Below are 14,102 nucleotides of genomic sequence, written 5' to 3'. Positions count from 1 at the left end.
TTTATCAACGATTTAGTAAGCTTTTATAAAAGCACTCCACTAAGTCATTATGATTTTTACAGCATTACTTATAGGCATTATTACTACCATTCTCGGGGCACTTCCTCCGGGAGCATCAAATCTTGCTGTAATCAAAACCTCCCTAAATGAATCACAACACGAATCTTTAAAGATAAGTTATGGTGCTGGACTGGGAGAGGTACTACTTGCATTTATAGCATTTTCTTCTGGTATGGTTGTACATGATTTTTTTGAAATGAATCTCTGGGTACAATACTTAGTCGCTACGATTCTCGCTATGGCAGGGCTCTACTTTATTCTTAAAAAAAAGGATTACCCGAAACGTAAAAGACAAAAATCATCTAAATACCTTTTAGGATTCACACTAAGCATTATTAATCCGCCAGTACTTGTGTATTGGATTTTGGTTTTTTCTTTACTCGGAAAATGGTTGTCCAGTACCGCATCTGACTCTACGTTATGGCTGGCACTATTTCTTAGTGGTGTCTTTATAGGAAAGGTTGCAACACTCTATGGCTACAGTAGATTTGGTTCTCATATTCAAAAAAAGAAATCATCTTCAGAAAGTAATATTAATCGCTATATAGGCGTAACACTTATTATTTTGGCCTGCATGCAAGTTATCAAGCTGACTTTCATTTAAGAAAGTACTTCTAGGCGTACTACATACCCTTCCCAGCTACGCACGTTAAATACGGTATCATCTTCAAAAAGAAGATACTGTCCTTTAATCCCTTTTAAAACACCTTCATAAGCCGGAGTTTTGTCTAGATTAAGCGTTTTTAATTTTTCTGGATATTTATCTACTGGAAAATGAATATGAGTCTCCTCATTACTAGGAATGAAATACTGCTGTGCCTCTTCTGGTATATATTTTTTAAGTTCATCGCGATATTCCGCGAGGTTTACATCTTCAATGTCATTTTTGAGCATCTTGCGCCAGTTCGTTTTATCTGAAACATGTTCTTTAAGCGCTAGTTCTGTTATACCAGCTAGGTATCTATTAGGCACTTCAACAATCTCTACTGCTTCATGGGCACCTTGATCTATCCACCTTGTAGGCACCTGTGTCTTACGTGTCACTCCTACCTTTACATTACTTGAGTTTGCTAGATATACAATATGAGGTTGTAATTGCACCTTTTTCTCGTATTCTAGATCTCTCTCTTCTTCACCTAGATGCGCTTTAGAAAGCTCAGGTTTCATAATCCAATCGGCAGCTTGTGGTACTTTGTAAAAATCATCATAACAATATCCTTGACGGAAAATCTTTTTATTTTCGCCACACGCGAGACATTCGTACCTTACAAATTCTAGATGCAACCTTTTTCCTAAGAGTTGATTCATCTGTATGAAGTCACCATCCATTACTAAATAGTAATTTATAGGATCTGTGTGCTCCGTTTGCATTTTTCTAAGGACACCTTGGTATTGCATTTAAGAAAACTTTGATTACAAAATGTGGGGAAATAAGGTTAAATTAGCTTTCGCGAAAGCAATAACCTATTCCGTTATATACGTGTAAATATACCAACTTTATGGCTATCCCTTTAGTGCATTCTATTGCTTCTTGGTTCTTAAAAAAACGCATTCACCAGATGGAACTTTTTATAAAGTACCCCTCTGAAGTTCAAGAAGAATTGCGCATTAAGCTTATAGACAAAGCAAGAGATACCGAGATAGGTAGAGCTTATGACTTTAAATCTATCAAGTCATATCGTGAGTTTGCAGATCGCATTCCAGTCACGTCTTATGAGGAAAATCAAGAATACATAGAGCGTAGCCGTAAAGGAGAGTCAAATATTATGTGGCCTACACCTATAAAATGGTTTGCACAAAGTAGTGGTACTACAAATGCTCGTAGCAAGTACATCCCAGTAAGTCCAGAATCACTGGAAAACTGCCACTATGCCGCAAGTAAGGATTTACTCTGTATGTACCTTAATAATAATGAGGGGTCACAACTCTTTTCTGGCAAAGGTCTTAGACTGGGCGGCAGCAAGCAATTGTATCACGACAATGGAACCGTTTATGGTGATCTATCGGCTATATTAATTGACAATATGCCTTTTTGGGCAGAGCTTAGCAGTACACCTACTAATGGTGTTTCACTTCTAAGTGATTGGGAAACCAAGATGCAAGCCATTGTAGACGAGACTATCCAGCAAGATGTAACCAGCCTCTCTGGAGTACCTTCTTGGATGCTTGTTTTATTAAATAATGTTCTTGAAACTACTGGCGCTTCAAATTTACTTGAGGTGTGGCCTAACCTTGAAGTTTACTTCCATGGCGGCGTGAGTTTTGATCCTTATATGGAGCAATATCAAAAGCTGATCCCGTCTAATTCTTTTAAGTACTACGAGATTTACAATGCCTCAGAAGGCTTTTTTGCAATACAAGGTCAGAACGACTCTAAGGAGTTATTGCTCATGCTTGACTATGGTATTTTTTATGAATTTATACCCATGACGACCTATGGAACTTCTGGGCAAAACGTAATACCACTTACAGAGGTAGAAGTAGGAGTAAATTATGCGATTGTTATCACTACAAACGCTGGTTTATGGAGATATAAAATAGGTGACACCGTAAGATTTACAAGCACCAGCCCGTATAGAATTAAAGTTACGGGGAGAACAAAACATCACATCAACGTTTTTGGAGAAGAGCTTATCATTGAGAATGCAGAAGAAGCCCTTAAAAAAGCGACCAGAGAAACAGGCTCCGAAATAAAAGACTATACCGCCGCGCCTATATTCATGGAAGGAAAAGAAAAAGGTGCACATGAGTGGATTATAGAGTTTAAAAACCCACCTAAGGATATTGCACTTTTTAATCACAAACTGGATCTTGCGCTTCAAGAAGTAAACAGTGATTATCAAGCAAAGCGTTTCAATAACACTACGTTAAACGCGCCCACGGTACATAGCGCGAGAGAAAATCTATTTTATGACTGGCTCAGAGAGAATAATAAACTTGGCGGCCAGCACAAAGTCCCTAGATTATCAAATAAAAGAGATTTTGTAGAAGCACTGCTTGAGCTTGCATAGCATTGCAATCGGCATTTTTAAGTACGCTTTTATGTTGGAAAATACGACCGCTAAGCAAAATTAGTAGTTTTTTTACGCTTTCGCGAAAGCGTACTCACCACAATACATTCTACTTTTAAAACCTAAAACGCTCACTCAAAACCATAAAAAAAGGCACTCATAAGAGTACCTTATTAATCTATTTATGTAACCTCATTACTATGAAGCTGCTTTGAGCTTTTTAAGAGTAGATTTATTTAATTTACTCTCTGCATAAGTTTTAGTTACATTAAGCGATTTCTCGTCAGAACTAGGAAGATCAAACATAGCATCCGTAAGAATAGCTTCACATAAACTACGCAGTCCTCTTGCTCCAAGTTTATACTCGATAGCTTTACCTACCATATAATCCAAAGCTTCATCTGTAATGGTAAGCTCTATATCATCCATACTAAAAAGCTTCTTATATTGCTTTATAATAGCATTTTTAGGCTCTGTAAGGATAGCTCTCAACGTTCCTTCATCTAGCGGATTCATGTGCGTTAAAACTGGCAGACGACCTATAATTTCTGGAATAAGACCAAAATCCTTAAGGTCTTTAGGAATAATATATTTAAGCATATTATCCTTTTCTACTACATCTTCACTCTTACTCGCCACAAATCCCATGGCCTGCATGTTAAGACGCTTAGAAATATGGCGTTCTATACCGTCAAAAGCTCCTCCTGCAATAAATAAGATATTCTCTGTATTTACCTCAATAAACTTTTGATCTGGGTGCTTACGTCCTCCCTTAGGCGGCACATTTACAACCGTACCTTCTAATAGCTTTAATAACGCTTGTTGCACACCTTCTCCACTCACATCACGCGTAATAGATGGATTGTCACTCTTACGAGCAATCTTATCTATCTCATCTATAAAAACGATTCCTCTCTGTGCTTTTTCAAGATTATAGTCGGCTGCTTGTAGAAGACGTGTCAAAATACTTTCAACATCCTCACCTACATAACCTGCTTCTGTAAGTACTGTAGCATCTACAATTGCAAGAGGCACATTAAGCATACGAGCGATTGTCTTTGCGATAAGTGTTTTACCAGTTCCTGTTTGTCCCACCATCACGATGTTACTCTTCTGGATCTCTATATCGTCATCTGTAGCAGGCTGCAATAATCGTTTGTAGTGGTTATACACCGCTACAGACATTACTCTTTTTGTAAACTCTTGACCTATAACATACCCATCAAGAAACTCTTTAATTTCTTGTGGCTTTCTTAACTTAAGCTCTCCTTCAAGATCATTTGTAGCAACGTCCTTAGACTCTTCTATTACAATACCATGTGCTTGCTCAATACATCTATCACAGATGTGTGCATCAAGCCCAGCAATTAGTAAGCTAGTCTCTGGCTTTTTTCTACCACAAAATGAACATTCTAAATCTTCCTTTGCCATTTTATTTACTGTTGTGAGATATTATAAGCTTTTGCGAAAGCGTATATCTCATTAATCTCTCTTCAAAATTTCGTCAATCATACCGTACTCAAGCGCTTTATCTGCTTTCATCCAGTAATCACGATCACTATCGTTATATACTTTATCATAGTCTTGACCAGAATGCTTTGCGATAATATCGTAAAGTTCTTTTTTGAGTGTCAAGATTTCTTTTGCTGTAATCTCGATATCTGATGCTTGACCTTGTGCTCCACCCATAGGCTGGTGAATCATCACACGGCTATGTGGCAAACCACTACGTTTACCTTTTGCTCCTGCACAAAGCAATACTGCTCCCATAGAGGCAGCCATACCAGTACAGATAGTAGCTACGTCTGGCTTGATAAACTGCATCGTATCATAAATACCTAATCCCGCATATACACTTCCTCCAGGAGAGTTAATGTAGATCTGAATATCCTTATTTGCATCTGTACTTTCTAAAAATAGTAGCTGTGCTTGTACAATATTTGCAACTTGGTCATTAATCCCTGTTCCTAAGAAAATGATGCGATCCATCATTAAACGAGAGAATACATCAAAGATAGCTATGTTCATCTGGCGCTCTTCAATGATATTAGGAGTAAGGCCTTGTGGCAACATGCTCGTAATAATTTTATCGTAATAATTAGAGTTTACACCCTGATCTTTGATTGCAAAATCTTTAAATTCTTTTCCGTAATCCATATTTTTATAGCAATATATATTTTAAAAAAAAGCGTTTTACCTATACAAGTAAAACGCTTTAAAGATACTTATTATCTAGGAAGTATTCTAATTGTAAACTTCCTTAACAAATTCGTCAAAGGTTACTTCCTTCTCCTTAAGTTTTACATTTTCTTTAAAGAATGCAAGCATTTTTACATTCATAAGCTGCTCAGATAAACGCTTTACCTCTTCTTGATTACCAAGTATACGTGCTGCGATATCTTCTAGCTCTTTATCTTCTGGGTTCATCTGACCGTATTGCATCATCTGCGACTTGATCATATCTTTTGCGTAGTCTTTTAATTCTTCAAAAGTCACTTGAAGTTTATTATCTGTAACTACTTTCCCTTCTATAAGCTGCCATCTTAAGCCTTTCTCAGAGCGAGTAAACTCTTCTTTTGCCTCCTCATCTGTCATAGGCTTCTCACCACTAGATTGTATCCATCTAGCAAGAAAGTCTGAAGGAAGATCAAACTTAGTTTCATCTATAATACGCTCAGTAACGTCATTCATAAGTTGTTGATCGCTCTGTTGTACAAACTGGCGCTCTCCATCTTCTTTAATCTTCTCTTTAAGCTCTGTTGTGCTTTTTACAACATCCTTACCAAATAATTTATCAAATAGCTCTTGGTCAAGATCTGCTTGCTCACGCTTGTTTGTTTCGGTTAGTGTAAAGGTAAGTTCTGCGTTCATTTCTTTTGCTTGATCTTCAGAGATCTTTAACGCAGCTTGGTATGTTCCAGGCTCAGAAAACAAACTTTTTGTTTTTAATGTGATTACATCACCAGGCTTTGCACCTACTAATGCATCTACATTTTTCTTTCCTTTTACTTGCTCTATTTCAAAAGTCGCTTGGTTGTCTATACCTGCTTCTTCGTTTACAAAAGTACCAGTGATTTCACTATCCTTTGCTACTTCTGTTTGAGAAACCAGTGTACCGTATTGCTTTCTTATAGTAGTGACCTGGCTATCTACCATCTTGTCATCTACTTTGATTTTATAACTTGTGATAGCTTTCTTTGGTGTAAGGTTTACATCAAACTTAGGAGCCATCCCTAATTCAAATTCAAAATTATAATCATCTGTATCCCAATCAAACCCTTCTTGGTTTTTAGGTAGTGGATTACCTAAAACATCTAGCTTTTCTTCTTGTAAAAACTTACCTAAAGCCTCTTGAAGTAATTTATTAACCTCATCAACTCTTACAGCTGTTCCATACTGCTTTTTAATCATTCCCATAGGGACGTGACCTTTTCTAAAACCAGGAATATTTGCCGTTTTACGGTAGTTTTTAAGGATAGACTCTACTTTATCGTTATAATCTTCTTTAACGATTTCTACCTTTACTACTGCGTTCAGGTCGTCTATTTGCTCTTTTGTAATATTCATTATGATGTAATTTTGAGGGCGCAAAAATACAATATTTTTACGAGTACAACAATCTTTTAAGATGTGCTTAACTAGCTCTTGCTGTCGTCTTTAATAAGTGAAAACAATATACTTTGAAAAATACTAAGCAGGATACTAAACAGTAATGCTATCCAAATACCGCTCACCGAAAAGCCACTTATAAAATAATCTGCTATTAATATTATAAAAGCATTGATGATAAATAGGAATAAACCAAAGGTCAAAATCGTTACTGGCAATGTAAGTATGACAAGTACAGGTCTCACGATAAATTTAAGTAGCGCGAGTATGATAGCGACAATAATCGCTGTCACAAAACCGCTTACGGCCACGCCTGGAAGGAGCTTTGAAAGCACTACTACCGCAACAGCTGTTAGTAAAATTTTGATGATAGATTTCATAAAGTTGAATTTTAAGGGTTACGCTTTCGCGAAAGCGTAAATTTACACATAAAAAAAGCGCCCTTTAAAAAGGGCGCTTTTTACATATTACAAGTAAACGTATTCTAGTTTACATCATTACTAATAGTTACCGTAGCATAGTCTCCTATATCTACAACTGGAATCGTTGATCCATATGTGTTATTAATGGCATTAATAACAGCGTTTGCAGTAAAAGCATAACCTCTAGGTGATGGATGTACTCCATCTAGTGAGAATGCTCCTCCCGTCACAAATTGCGAAGAAAGAATACCACCGCTAAAAGCGACACCTCCGTTTGCTACATTTTGTAGGGCAGTTCTAGCATCTACATAAGCAAGTCCATTTGCGTCTGCTAGCGCCTGGATTGTTGCGTTGTATTCTGTTTGTGCTGCCGTTACGAGTGCTTGCTCTTGCGTAGTAAGAACAAACTGATCTTGTAATGGTCTAGACACACCGTTTATTGCTAATAATCCAGCTTGTTCTACAGGAAGACCTTGAGAAACTAAGAATCCTACGTAAGCCTCATCTACAGTTCCTAAAACTCCAGCAGTTGTAAGCGGAATTAAATCTTCATTTGTAGTTTGACGTAGTTGCGATAACAAAGCAGCTGTAATAGGATCTAAGTTAAAAGGCGCTCCTTGAACAATAGCTGAAATATCAGTCAAATCTTCGTCTTGAATAGTGATAAAGTTTGCTCCTGCACTAAAGTTAATTTGACGAGCAGCAGCTTCTTCTGCTGTAATCACTCCAAAAGAGGCAAGTCCTGGCAATACTTGTGTATTATAAGCTGCAAAACTTGCATTAAGTGTTGCTGCTGTTTCCTCATCTAGTGGTATTGCCTGAGAAGGAACTGTTGTAAAGAAAGGAATAGAAGTTACATCTGGAATGTTTACTAATGCTCCTTTTGCTCCTGTACTTGTAAGTGCCGCTACTTCTTGAGCATAAACACCTGCAAATAATGTAGGATCTGTAATATCATTAGGTCCGTAAGTAGTCGCATCTGGGTTTCCAGTTTGATCAACTCCAGCACCTCCAGATGTTGCAAAACCTAAAATATCATTATTACCTATCCATAATGAAAAGAATGTAGGGTTTGCCGCAAGTGCCTCTGCCATAACTGTCGTATTTGCTGTACTAGCAAAACGAGCAAAATAAGGATTTGCTTGACTTGTAGCTACACCAGCAACGTTACCGTAACCTGGAGCTACAAGATGAAAACTTTTTGCCCCTGGTACACCCACATTATTAAATGGTCCAGCAACAATATTTGAAACTTCTGTAGTAGGAGTTCCTGCAAGACGTGCAGGTCCTGGGTTACCATCTGCGTCTGTAGCGAGTACAAAACGGTTTTCTGTAATTTGCATACCTCCTAAAGTAAGTCCTCCAAGGTTATCACTTACTAGTGGTTGAGAAAAACTACCTCCTCCTGCAAGCGCAAATTGCTGCGCCATAATGTTAGGGTATGAGTTTTCTTGACCTGTGATATACAATGCTCCGTCTGCAAAACCTGCAGTAAGAGAGTTTCCTACAGAAACGTAGCTTGAGAAATCTGCACTACCACTAGTGTAAAAATCATCATTCTCTGCGATATCATTATCAAATTCTGGTTCACAAGCAACTAGTCCTAGTGCTAGTGCCGGAAGTGCTATATAATTGAAATATTTTTTCATCAATGCTATTTTTATAATTTATAACTAAGACCTAAACCTGGTGCAAATGCACTTGATTTGTAAGTTCCTCCAAAAGGAACGCGCTCTCCACCTTCTACATAAGAATCGTAAGAAGCATCAATTTCCTTAAATGTTAGGTAAAGGAAAGAAGCATCAATCGCTAACTTATCTGTTACGTTATAAGTAAATCCACCTGTAAATCCGTAAGAATCGTTACGTGGAGTTTCTGGAGCAAAGAAACCTTCTTGTACTGGAGACTCATCAAAGTAAGCACCTGCACGTAGTACAAATTTTGAACTTACATCAAACTGAGCACCTAGACGGTAACTTGAAGCATTTTTATAGTTACGAGGATTAATAGACTCTAATGCAAGAGAACCATCTGTATTAAGGAACATAATGTCTAATGCTTCGTAAGCATCCCACTCTGCATAATTCCAGTCAAAGTTAAGCGTCCACTTATCTGATGGCTTATAAGAAACTCCTACCGTCCACTCTGCAGGTAATGGTAGTGTTGCTGTAAAGTCATAAGTTCCATTTGCAATAGGTGCTAATGGAGAGTTAGGCACATTTGAGAATACTGCTTCACCATCTCCTTGCTCTACATCGATATCAATCTTAGACCTGTAGTTAACTCCAAAAGACCACTGATCATTAGGAGTAATCATAGCTCCTACAGAAAAACCAAAAGCAGTTAGTCCTTGTGAGTCAAGCTCTACATTAGAACGATTACCATCAATATCAGTAAGGTTACGAGATAGGTTACGATTAAAGTTAACCCCTCCAATAGCTAGGATAGGCCCCCCTCCAATACTTAAATCTTCAAGTAATTTTACAGAAACCATAGGTTGTACAAAAATAGCCGACAGATCGATACTATTAACAAGATGTGATCCAGACCAATCTGTTGGGTACTCTACAGTACTTCCGTAAGGAGTGTACACTGCTAGACCTACTGCTAGTTTTTCACTTACGTTATAGCTTGCATATAAATACAAAGGCGTTCCTGTAGGACTATCAGTTTGTGAAGTCTGCCCGAACTCAGCGTTTTGAAACTTCACATCAGAGAATACTCCAAAACCTCCTACGGCTATATTTAATTTTCCTTCTAGATGCACTAGACCTCCTGGGTTAAAAAATGCAATCTCTGCATTATTAACCATTGCCACACCAGTGTGACCCATCGCTAGACCGCGTTGTCCTTGTAAACTTACTCGGTATCCACCGGCATAGGTAACAGCACAAACGAGTAGTAGCACAACGACACTTAATACTTTTTTCATAATTTAATTTAGGTTAAGGGAAATGTGTTATTCTTAAAAATCTACCCTCAAAAATACAGTATTTACAAGGGATTTATAGATTTATTATCAATTTACTATGCATACATAGTAAATTTGCTGAAACAATGTTATAAAAAATTTATCACTTCTTTATAAAAATCTTTAGGATTTTCTGCATGAAGCCAATGTCCAGCATTTGAAATAGTGCTTAATTTTGCTTTCGCGAAAGCGTTATAAAGACCTTTTTCATCCTCATCAAGAATATAATTTGACCTGTCTCCTCTTAAAAAAAGTACATCCCCTCCATAGCTAGCTCCTTCCGGAAGTGCCTTCCCTATCTGTTCTATGTTTTCTATAAGTGCTTTGAGATTCATTCTAAAACCTAACACACCTTTTTCTTTCCAATAAAGATTTTTAAGCAAGAACATTCTCGTTCCTACATCTGTAATGTATGTGGAAAGAAAATCATCTGCTCCTGAACGACTCGTCATTGCTTGAGTATCGTTTGATAAGGCAGTTAAACCTTCAAGAATGACCTGGTGATGTTGTGGATACTCTTTTACACCTATATCTGCGATGATCAGCTTTCTAATCATATTTGGATAGGTAGTTGCATAAAGCATAGCGACCTTACCCCCCATGGAATGACCAAGTAAGTTGAAATTTTCCAGACTATTTTCTACACAGTAAAATTTGAGATCTTCTACCATTAACTCGTAGCTAAAAGCATCACTATGAAAACTACGCCCATGATTACGCTGATCTATAAGATGCACTTGAAAACCGTCTCCTGCAAATTGCTTTGCCAGCGTTTTCCAATTATCACCCATTCCTAGAAAACCGTGTAATATGATGAGCGGCTCACCTTCTCCTATGATATTAGAATGTAACATAAATTACTGCAGTTTTTTGAGGTAAGACGCCACCACCGTTTCAAAACCTAGATATAAAGACTCCGACATTAACGCATGACCTATAGATACCTCTAACAAATCTGGAATGCTATTATGAAAATATTCAATATTATCTAGTGATAAATCATGACCAGCATTAATTCCTAATCCTACATCACTCGCATGAAAAGCAGCGGCTATAAATGGTTTTATCGCTTCTTCCTTATTAAGCACATAACCATCTGCATACGACTCTGTATAAAGCTCGATGCGGTCTGCGCCAGTTTCTTTTGCTCCTTCTACCATTTCTAGCACTGGATCTACAAAAATTGAGGTGCGTATTCCCGCATTTTTAAACTCTTGAATTACTTCTTGCAAGAAACTTTTGTGTTTTATAGTATCCCAACCAGCATTACTTGTAATAGCATCTACAGCATCTGGAACAAGTGTAACTTGGGTAGGCTTAGTCTCGAGAACTAAGTCTATGAACTTCTGGATAGGATTTCCTTCTATGTTATACTCTGTAGTAACTACATCTACAAGATCTCTCGCATCTTGATACCTTATATGACGCTCATCTGGACGGGGGTAAATGGTTATTCCTTGAGCACCCATTTTCTCTAGGTCGCCCGCAACTTTTAATAAATCTGGAACATTACCTCCTCTTGCATTACGCAACGTGGCCACCTTATTTATGTTTACACTTAATTTTGTCATAGCAATATGGTATTATTTGATATCACAAAAATACGAAGAGACCACTGCTAGGCGGTTATTTTTTCATTATTTTGCAGTATGACGTTAACAGATTTCATTATAAATGACATTTCTCCAGTTTCTGAAAAGCAGAACATAGGAGAAGTACAGTCTATTTTTAGTCAAACTACTTATTCCCATGTCCCTATAGAACGAGACGGTGTTTACGTAGGTTCCTTACCAGAAAATGATACTCATTGCCTAGACGCAGATACTCCTATAAGTGAATACAGTCATGGATATGAGCAATTTTTTGTGCGTTATGACACTAACTGGCTAGATGTACTCGAGACTTTTGCACGACACGGCTGTAACATGATGCCTGTGCTTGATGAAAAAAACACCTATCTAGGATACTACGAGCTAGAAGATGTAATGAGTTTCTTTAATAATACTCCTTTTATAAGCGAGCCAGGAAGTGTGGTAATTATAGAAAAAGGGATTCAAGATTACTCCTTTAGTGAAGTAAGTCAGATTGTAGAATCAAATGATGGTAAAATCTGGGGTATATTTATTTCTAGAATAGAAAATGACGTTGCCGAAATCTCAATAAAGATAGGTAGATCAAATTTTAATGACATTCTCGCAGCCTTTAGAAGATATAGCTATAACGTAGTATCTAGTCATCACGAAGACACCTTTCTTTCAGATTTAAGAGAGCGCTCTCAGTACTTAGAGAAGTACCTTAATATCTAATAAATTATGAAAATTGGTATTTACGGTCAGTTTTATCACAAAGAAGCAGGGCAATACATCCAACAGCTTCTTGATATTCTTGACAAAAAACAGATAGAAGTAATTATAGAAAAGAATTTCCTTAAGCTCATACATGAGAATGACACTATTGAAAAGGACTATAATCACTTCTCGACCTTTAAAGAATTAGATAACAGTTACGACCTTTTTGTAAGTATAGGAGGTGATGGAACCATACTAAAGACAGTTACCTACGTTAGAGATCTCAACATACCCATAGTAGGTATAAATACTGGGCGACTAGGTTTTCTTGCTACCATCAAGAAAAATGACATTGAAGCGTCAATAGACAAAATCTTAACTGGAAAATATAGTATTTCCAAAAGGAGCTTGTTACAAATTACAACTAGTAAGCTCTCAGAAGAAATAGGAGAGCTTAACTTTGCTCTTAACGAGATCGCTGTGAGCAGAAAAAACACTACCTCCATGATTTCTGTAAAGACCAAGCTCGATGGTGAAGACTTAACAAATTATTGGGCAGATGGTTTAATTGTAGCTACTCCCACCGGCTCTACTGGATACTCACTCAGTTGTGGAGGCCCAGTTATCACGCCGCACACCTCAAGTTTAATACTCACTCCCATAGCTCCTCATAATTTAAATGCCCGACCATTAGTAATTCCTGATGAGACCATTATCGAGCTGAGCGTTTCAGGAAGAGAAGAGCAACATTTGATTTCGCTGGATTCCCGCATAGCTACCCTGGATAATGAGACCATTATCACTTTACAAAAGGCACCATTTCAAATAAGCCTCATACGTTTAGAGGGCGATAGTTTTTTAAAAACACTACGTCGAAAGTTACTTTGGGGGGAAGACAAAAGAAACTAGACAATATTTATGCGTTTATTGTGTTTTCTGTAAGGGTTATTATTATTAATGACAGTACGCTTTCGCGAAAGCGTAAACTTACCCACAGCATCTTAGCAATCCCTAATTGCTAGTACCAACACAGAATTGTTATATTTGCAAACTTTTAACGTTATATGAAGTACCTGACGATTTTATTGATCGCCATTTTTTGGAATATTGAAACACAAGCTCAGACTTATGAAATAGGAGGGTTTATTGGTGGATCTAATGTTGTAAGCGATATTGGCTCTACCAGCTACTTTTCTCCAAATAAGCCTGTTTTTGGTGCTATTTTGAAGTGGAATAGAAGTTCAAGACATTCCTTTAGATTTACAGCCCTATTTACAGAGCTAGAAGGAAATGACGAAGATAGTCATGAGGCAAGAAGACAAAGCAGAGGATTATCCTTTACTAATAGTCTTCAAGAGATTTCATTGGGTCTAGAGTATACGTTTTGGGAATTTGACATGTTTAAAGATCGCAATGCCAATGCACCATATTTATATACTGGTCTCACGGCTTTTAGTCATGAAAACATATCAAATATAGACGGAGTAACGGCAAGTGGAAATGCGATTGATGTAGCAATACCTATCGTACTTGGCTATAAAGTAGCTGTAAATAGTACAATGGTTATAGCCTTAGAAGGTGGTGCACGTTACACATTTACAGATAATATAGATGGCAGTGATCCTGCAGGAGAAGATGCTTTAAGTATAGGAAATAAAAATAATAATGATTGGTATGTATTTACGGGATTGACCGTGAGTTTTACCTTTGGCCGCAGACCTTGTTACTGCGGATTTTAAGA

General features: G+C 37.4%; 14 protein-coding genes. 5 read left to right on the top strand and 9 right to left on the bottom strand.

Annotation, left to right across the window (positions count from 1 at the left end):
• Positions 1-49 precede the first annotated feature (49 nt).
• Positions 50-664, top strand: coding sequence for a LysE family translocator (locus SJY23_RS06630; RefSeq protein WP_396597923.1), 615 nt, complete (start codon positions 50-52; stop codon positions 662-664).
• On the opposite strand, the gene SJY23_RS06625 is transcribed toward SJY23_RS06630, so the two are convergent.
• Entirely contained in the window at positions 661-1,458 is a 798-nt protein-coding gene (locus SJY23_RS06625) for a DUF2797 domain-containing protein (RefSeq protein ID WP_035334707.1), read from the bottom strand. The two genes, SJY23_RS06630 and SJY23_RS06625, sit on opposite strands and share 4 nt — an antisense overlap.
• Positions 1,459-1,559: 101 nt before the next feature.
• Between SJY23_RS06625 and SJY23_RS06620 the strand changes: the two genes are divergently transcribed.
• Complete coding sequence (locus SJY23_RS06620) at positions 1,560-3,071, top strand: GH3 auxin-responsive promoter family protein (protein ID WP_396597922.1); 1,512 nt, start codon at positions 1,560-1,562, stop codon at positions 3,069-3,071.
• Positions 3,072-3,269: 198 nt separating this feature from the next.
• On the opposite strand, the gene clpX is transcribed toward SJY23_RS06620, so the two are convergent.
• The 8 genes from clpX to SJY23_RS06580 form a co-directional block, all read right to left on the bottom strand.
• On the bottom strand, positions 3,270-4,502 hold the full coding sequence (clpX, locus tag SJY23_RS06615) for an ATP-dependent Clp protease ATP-binding subunit ClpX (RefSeq protein ID WP_396597921.1): 1,233 nt from the start codon (positions 4,500-4,502) through the stop codon (positions 3,270-3,272).
• Positions 4,503-4,553: 51 nt separating this feature from the next.
• Positions 4,554-5,228, bottom strand: a complete 675-nt coding sequence (gene clpP / locus SJY23_RS06610) for an ATP-dependent Clp endopeptidase proteolytic subunit ClpP (protein ID WP_013750316.1) — start codon at positions 5,226-5,228, stop codon at positions 4,554-4,556.
• Positions 5,229-5,315: 87 nt separating this feature from the next.
• The gene (gene tig, locus SJY23_RS06605; protein WP_396597920.1) at positions 5,316-6,638 is read right to left on the bottom strand and encodes a trigger factor; all 1,323 of its coding nucleotides are present in this window, start codon (positions 6,636-6,638) and stop codon (positions 5,316-5,318) included.
• 71 nt (positions 6,639-6,709) lie between these two features.
• Positions 6,710-7,060: a phage holin family protein gene (locus tag SJY23_RS06600; protein WP_396597919.1), complete on the bottom strand. Its 351-nt coding sequence runs from the start codon at positions 7,058-7,060 to the stop codon at positions 6,710-6,712.
• 104 nt (positions 7,061-7,164) lie between these two features.
• A complete protein-coding gene (locus SJY23_RS06595) occupies positions 7,165-8,751 on the bottom strand; it encodes a G-D-S-L family lipolytic protein (RefSeq protein WP_396597918.1) in 1,587 nt (528 codons plus the stop codon).
• 11 nt (positions 8,752-8,762) lie between these two features.
• Complete coding sequence (locus tag SJY23_RS06590) at positions 8,763-10,034, bottom strand: OmpP1/FadL family transporter (protein ID WP_396597917.1); 1,272 nt, start codon at positions 10,032-10,034, stop codon at positions 8,763-8,765.
• 128 nt (positions 10,035-10,162) lie between these two features.
• Complete coding sequence (locus SJY23_RS06585) at positions 10,163-10,927, bottom strand: alpha/beta fold hydrolase (protein WP_396597916.1); 765 nt, start codon at positions 10,925-10,927, stop codon at positions 10,163-10,165.
• 3 nt (positions 10,928-10,930) lie between these two features.
• Positions 10,931-11,644, bottom strand: a complete 714-nt coding sequence (locus SJY23_RS06580; protein ID WP_396597915.1) for a pyridoxine 5'-phosphate synthase — start codon at positions 11,642-11,644, stop codon at positions 10,931-10,933.
• A gap of 78 nt (positions 11,645-11,722) precedes the next feature.
• On the opposite strand from SJY23_RS06580, the gene SJY23_RS06575 reads away from it, so the two are divergent.
• From SJY23_RS06575 to SJY23_RS06565, 3 genes are all read left to right on the top strand, one after another.
• The gene (locus SJY23_RS06575) at positions 11,723-12,379 is read left to right on the top strand and encodes a CBS domain-containing protein (protein WP_035334717.1); all 657 of its coding nucleotides are present in this window, start codon (positions 11,723-11,725) and stop codon (positions 12,377-12,379) included.
• 6 nt (positions 12,380-12,385) lie between these two features.
• Positions 12,386-13,270: an NAD kinase gene (locus tag SJY23_RS06570; RefSeq protein WP_396597914.1), complete on the top strand. Its 885-nt coding sequence runs from the start codon at positions 12,386-12,388 to the stop codon at positions 13,268-13,270.
• A 155-nt stretch (positions 13,271-13,425) separates the two neighbouring features.
• Positions 13,426-14,100 carry a DUF6089 family protein gene (locus tag SJY23_RS06565; protein ID WP_396597913.1) on the top strand — a complete coding sequence of 225 codons (675 nt, stop codon included), beginning with the start codon at positions 13,426-13,428 and terminating at the stop codon, positions 14,098-14,100.
• The last annotated feature ends 2 nt before the right edge of the window (positions 14,101-14,102 follow it).

The sequence above is a fragment of the Dokdonia sp. R86516 genome, assembly GCF_044596715.1.
In the GTDB taxonomy this organism is placed as follows: Bacteria; Bacteroidota; Bacteroidia; order Flavobacteriales; family Flavobacteriaceae; genus Dokdonia.
Note: the sequence above shows the minus strand (reverse complement) of the source record. Positions and strands in the feature narration are given on the sequence as shown.